The 5778-nt window shown below is 48.1% G+C and carries 6 protein-coding genes; 3 read left to right on the plus strand and 3 right to left on the minus strand.

Going from position 1 to position 5778, the window contains the following annotated elements:
- Positions 1-72: 72 nt before the first annotated feature.
- The 3 genes from B7X71_RS10945 to B7X71_RS10955 all read left to right on the plus strand — a co-directional run bounded on the left by B7X71_RS10945 (position 73) and on the right by B7X71_RS10955 (position 2190).
- Complete coding sequence (locus B7X71_RS10945; protein WP_293597863.1) at positions 73-1071, plus strand: tripartite tricarboxylate transporter substrate binding protein; 999 nt, start codon at positions 73-75, stop codon at positions 1069-1071.
- 111 nt (positions 1072-1182) lie between these two features.
- Entirely contained in the window at positions 1183-1674 is a 492-nt protein-coding gene (locus tag B7X71_RS10950; RefSeq protein ID WP_293597862.1) for a hypothetical protein, read from the plus strand.
- A 36-nt stretch (positions 1675-1710) separates the two neighbouring features.
- Positions 1711-2190 carry a glycine zipper family protein gene (locus tag B7X71_RS10955; RefSeq protein WP_293597861.1) on the plus strand — a complete coding sequence of 160 codons (480 nt, stop codon included), beginning with the start codon at positions 1711-1713 and terminating at the stop codon, positions 2188-2190.
- Between the two features lie 26 nt (positions 2191-2216).
- Here B7X71_RS10955 and B7X71_RS10960 read toward each other — a convergent pair whose 3' ends face one another.
- From B7X71_RS10960 to B7X71_RS10970, 3 genes are all read right to left on the minus strand, one after another.
- Entirely contained in the window at positions 2217-3608 is a 1392-nt protein-coding gene (locus B7X71_RS10960; protein ID WP_293597860.1) for an MATE family efflux transporter, read from the minus strand.
- A gap of 3 nt (positions 3609-3611) precedes the next feature.
- On the minus strand, positions 3612-5339 hold the full coding sequence (locus B7X71_RS10965) for a hypothetical protein (protein ID WP_293597859.1): 1728 nt from the start codon (positions 5337-5339) through the stop codon (positions 3612-3614).
- A 96-nt stretch (positions 5340-5435) separates the two neighbouring features.
- A partial coding sequence (locus B7X71_RS10970) for a type B 50S ribosomal protein L31 (protein WP_293597858.1) occupies positions 5436-5778 on the minus strand: 343 nt, incomplete at its 5' end.

The raw sequence follows: 5778 nt of genomic DNA on the forward strand, positions 1-5778 counted from the left end.
GATCCTGTTAAATACGATGGATTAATTTGGCTACGTTCACGCTTTGGTTTTTAATCAAGCGCAGGTGATTTGATGAAGATCGCTTTAAAGGCAGTGAAGAGTCTGGCTATCTTGTTTACTTGCCTGAGCTTTGCCAATATCGCCCAATCTCAAACAGCTAAATCAAATACCGCTTGGCCTAAACAGGCCATTCGGATTGTGGTGACTTTTACACCTGGTGGTGCGCCCGATATTTTGGCGCGCGTACTTGCTGAGAGTTGGCAACAAAGTTTAGGTGTGCCGGTTCTTGTTGAGAACCGTCCTGGCTACGGTGGAAATATTGGCGCAGACCTTGTAGCAAAGAGCGAACCAGATGGCTACACGCTTCTCATTGGCACAGTAGGCATCCATTCAATCAACGGTGCCCTTTATGACAAGATGTCTTTTCATCCGATCAATGATTTCACACCCATTAGTTTTTTAGCCAGTACGCCTAATGTGCTGGTGGTGAACAAGAAGCTGGGTGTGACTAATCTGCACGAACTCATTGAGCTAGCTAAGGCCAAGCCCAATGAGCTCACTTTTGGCTCCTCAGGTGTTGGCACTTCCTTGCACATGTCAGGCGAGCTCTTTAAAGAAATGACCGGAGTGCAAATTCGCCATATTCCTTATAAGGGTAGGGCGCAGTCTTTGCCAGATTTGATTAGCGGTCGGATTACGATGCTCTTTGATAACCTATCCTCATCCCTGTCTCTCATTAAGGCGGGCGAGGTGCAGGCCTTAGGAGTCACCACACTAAAGCGTTCTCCAGCTGCGCCGGAGATTCCGACGATGGCGGAGCAAGGTTTGCCTGGTTTTGAGGCTATATCGTGGTTCTCGCTCATGGCGCCAGCCAATTTGCCGCCAGCAGTGCAAAAGCAATTAAATGCCTTGACCCGCCAGACCCTCAATCAAGCTGAAGTCAAAAAGAAGTTGCTCGCAAGTGGCCTGGACCCAGCTCCAGGAAGCCCTCAAGAGCTCTCTAAATTGATCCAATCTGAGGCTAATAAATGGGGTAGAGTAATTTACAAATCAGGCGCAAAATTGGATTAACAGCCCTCACGGAAAAGTAATAAATATTCCGTGAAATGCTCAATTCTTGTCAGCCTGAATTTAAATGAAGCGTTAAAGATAGTAGGAGGCGACCAATTAATGGGGTCCACTATGAAAACAAGCCAAAAGCAATCCAAATCAGTTATATCCAAAGCCGTTCTCGCACTCTTGGCAGTCGGAAGCTTGCTTACGCTAGCTCCTTTAGCGGCACAGGCTGGTAATGTCGGTTGGGCAGTCTCCGTTGGGGGTGGTTACGGTGGTGGCTACGGCGGCGGTTGGAGACCAGCAGCTTACGGTCCTGGTTGGGGTGGGGGCTGGGGCCCAGGTTGGCGAGGTGGGTATTACGGTGCTGGCTATGGCTATCCTTATGCTGCTGGCTACTATGCGCCACCGGTGGTGTACTCTGCCCCTCCTGTAGTTACTTATGCCGCTCCACAGCAACCCATGGTTTTAGCTTCTCAACCCCAAGCTCCAATTTGGTATTACTGTGAAGCTGGCAACCAATACTTTCCGTATGTACAAAATTGCCCATCGGGCTGGCAGACGCGGCCTGCAATGCCACCATCAAGTAATGCGCCCACAAATCAGCGTATCCAAAATTAACAGAATTCAGTGATTCAATTGATTTAAGGAATGAATATGAAACGTGTCGTACTCACTTTGGCCATCATCAGCTCTTTAGCTGCTTGCGTCTCCGCGCCAACCGGCCCAACGATTGCCATCATGCCGCGTGAAGGTAAGCCTTTTGAAGTATTTCAGCAAGAAGATCAGCAATGTCGTGAGTTCGCTGCAAATGCGATTAAAGACACTAGTAATGCCGCCTTAAAAGAAGGTGCAACCAGTGCTGCTATTGGTGCTGCTTTAGGTGCAGCTGCGGGAGCAGTCATTCAGGGTGGTAGTAGTCAGAATATCGGAACTGGTGCGGGTATTGGTCTGCTAGGTGGCGCTGCTATGGGTGCCATGAACTCATCTGGCAAACAAAATCAGGCGCAAGTTCAATACAACATCGCTTATCAGCAATGCATGTATTCCAAAGGCAATCAGGTGCCGAGTTATCCATCGCAGGGAGGCAGCCCGAACTACATGCCCCCAAGTAGTGGATTTAGACCTATTCAGTAAATAGTATTACTGGAATTTAGTCTCAACTAAACTTCTACCGGCGGATGCGTTTTCTCAAAGCGTGCCGCCGTTCTTCTGAATAGGTAAAGCAAGAGCAGTGCAGCTAAACCTAGGCTTATGCTGTTACCAGCCCAAAAGCCATTGGCGCCTTGTAAAAATTCCGGTGTATTGCCAAAGACATTAAAGCCCATCAAGTAGCCGCCACCAAGGCCTACGCCCCACAGTGATCCGGCGTAAATCAACATCGGCCAGAAGGCAATGCGATAGGCTCGCAAAATAAATGCCGCTGTAATCTGCAATGCATCAAACACTTGATAAAAGGCGATAAACAAAAAGAGTGGAATGGAAAATACCTTCACCTCTTCCGGTGGATCGTACAAATCAAGTAGCTGCACTCTAAAGATCCAGACTGCGAGACCAATCAAAACGCACAAAGTAGTGGTGAAGAAAACCGATGACCAGCCAATCTCTTCAGCCCGTTCCTGTTTGTTCGCGCCAATGGACTGAGATACCAATGTCATTGTCGCAATCGATAGAGACAAGGGGACCATATAAATTACTGTCCCCATATTAGCCACAATTTGATGACCAGCTAAAGCGGTGGTGCCCAGACGTGCAATGAAGAGTGACATAAAGGTAAAAGAGGTCACTTCAATCAAATAGCTAAAGCCAATAGGTGCGCCTAATTTCAGCAGAGTCCAGATGCGATGCCAGTCAGGCCAGCTAAAGCGTACAAAGATTTTGAATGGCCTATAAAAGCTATCAAAGAGAACAAAGCTCAGCGTGATGATGAGCCAAAACCAATTGATGATCACGGTAGCTACTGCGCAACCTGGACCACCCATCCCTTCAATACCTAAACCGCCATAAATAAAGAGGAGGTTGAGTGGCAGCTTTAAACCTAGACCAATTAGTTGCACCACGGTAATGACTGCCGGTCTAGAAACAGCATTGTGTAGAGCCATGAGTACGCGCATTGCCATGCTGGCCGGTAAACCAATTGCCAAGATGTTGAGATAGAGCTTAGCCTTGCCTTCAATGTCTGGCGTGACTTGAGAGATTTGTAGAAGGTAGTCGGCATTGAGCAGAATGGCGCCGCCTAATATCGTCAGACCTAAGGCTAGCCAGGTGGCTTGACGTACCTCTTCACCAATTTCACCAAAACGCTTGGCACCAAAGAGTTGCCCAGCGATTGGAGCAAGTGCAGAGATCACACCTGTGAGGCCGACATAGATGCTGATGAATATAGCTGATGCCATTGCAAGGGCGGCTAAGTCATCGGCGGAATAGCGCGCTGTCATGGCGGTGTCTAAAACACCAAAAGTGATTACCGCTAGCTGCCCAATGAGTAGTGGGCCAGCCAGTTTTAGTAGGGAAGGAACATCCTCGCGTAAACGCGATAATTTAAAGTGCAGCACGTTTTATTCTTTACCAGCAGGGGTGATTTGATAGAGGCGCAGACGCTCATCACGGTCAGATGCGCGGCGATCTTCCCAAAGTAATTCAATTTTCTTTTTATTGAGGCTGGCGTATGCCTTCGCCTCTGAAGAGCTGTGTGTCAGCATGAGATTGCAACTAGGATCATCTCGTAGCGGAAGCTTGGTGAAGTAGTCAAATGAAGCCAACTGGGCTGGACCAAGATTGGTGGTGTCAATGCATCCTGGCGTATTGGCAATAATCGTTTCAAGGCGATCTGAAACATAACGATAGGTCTTGGCGTAATTAATCGTTGGTAACCATAAGGTCATTAACAGAACCCACATCAAAGTCGTGCCAGAGGCAGAGATGATAAGGCAACGCCAGATTTCTTTTGGAGCACGTGAAGTTCTCCAACGCACAATCGACAACCAGATACCAGTAATAATGAGGGCAACAAGGAAGGCGATGTAATCAAACTGCGCCTGAAAACCTGGCAACAGTCTTGCCAAATTTGCAGCGGTTGATTCTGGGAAGCCAGTGACCTTAGCAAACCAAATAATCCAAATGGCCAAAGCGATCATGGTGAAACTAAACATCGCCAACCAATCGATGAAGCTAATGAGGCTGCGCTTGAGAATCGGCAAACTAAAGGCGGCAATGATTGACAAACTTGGAATCAAAATAATCAGATCATGTTCGTTCGCCTCCAGGCGAAACAGAACATAAATCAAGCAGCCAATAAATAAACTCAGCGGAATGCAAAGATGTGGAGCGCGCCACTGACCCGCTTTTTTCACTCGACCCCAATGTGCGAGGGAGATGATGGCCAATGGCCAAACTGGCCAAGCATACGCCCAGAAGTTGACACTTAAAAAACCTAGTGATTCAATAGATGGGGTTGCGCGCATCTCCGGCATATTGCGCCAGCCTTCTTCGGCGATATGGCGCCACTCAGGAGTGAGGTTGCCTAAATACCAAAGCGCAGGCCAAATTGCAAAACCAATCAGACCTAAAACTGTGCTGGTTAATGTCCAACGAAAACGTAACTTTGCATTACTCGCAATGACCGCAATGATGGTTGAGCTGACAATAATTAAACTGAGTGTGAGGTTACTCGAGAGAGCAACGATCGCAATACCCAAGCCAGTCCAGAGACCGCCTTGCCATGGCCTATCCAAACCACGCACTGTGCCATACAGGACGATACTGATACCCATGAGTTGAGCCATCATCGGCGTAGTTTCATGCGCACGTTGTGCAAGACCGACGCAGGCCAAGAAAATCAATAGCGCACCATCGGCTAAAGTCATGCCGTAATTTTTGCGACCAGGCTGACCACCCACTGCTAGAACCATCGGCTGGACTTCCGGACGGCGACCCAGTAGATAGGTCGCATACCAAATAGCTAGAGCAGAAGCAAAAAAGCAAACTGCTGCATAGAGGCGTGCCGCATTGGTCGCACCAATCAATGGACCAAATAGATCCATGAGGGTGGCGCCCAGCCAGTAGGGAAAGGGCGCGCCAAGTGAAACATCGCGTCCCGCAAGATGCGGAACAATCCAGTCGAATGCTTTGCCACTGTGCAAAGTCCACATGCCACCAAATCCGATGGCATCTTCATTTTTCCAGGGGTCACGCGCAAAGAGACCGGCAAAACCATAGATCAAAGTCAACGCAAAAATAATGATGCGTGGAATGGAGGTAGTGGCGGCGGCGGTGAGTTTGACCATATAAAACTAGCAATAAAAAAGGCAGCAAACGCTGCCTTTATTATCTCGCAAGGGAGGGTGAATATGAATACCCAACCCCTTTGAAGAGTAAGCCTATTACTTCTTCTTAGCTGGCTTTTCAGCAGCTTTAGCTTCTGCAGCAGCAGTTTTTTTCTCAGCTGTTTTAGCAGCGCCATCACCAGTTGCCTTAGCAACAGCTTTAGTGCCGAATTTCTGACGGAATTTCTCAACACGACCGGCAGTATCCATAATCTTCTGGGTACCAGTATAGAAAGGGTGTGACTCAGATGAAGTCTCAATCTTGGCCAATGGATATTCATTGCCATCTTCCCACTTGATGGTCTCTTTAGTAGACATAGTGGAGCGAGTCTTGAAGCTGAAGTTATTAGAAACGTCTACAAAGACGATTTCACGATATTCGGGGTGAATGCCAGGTTTC

It is taken from the genome of Polynucleobacter sp. 39-46-10, from assembly GCF_002282275.1.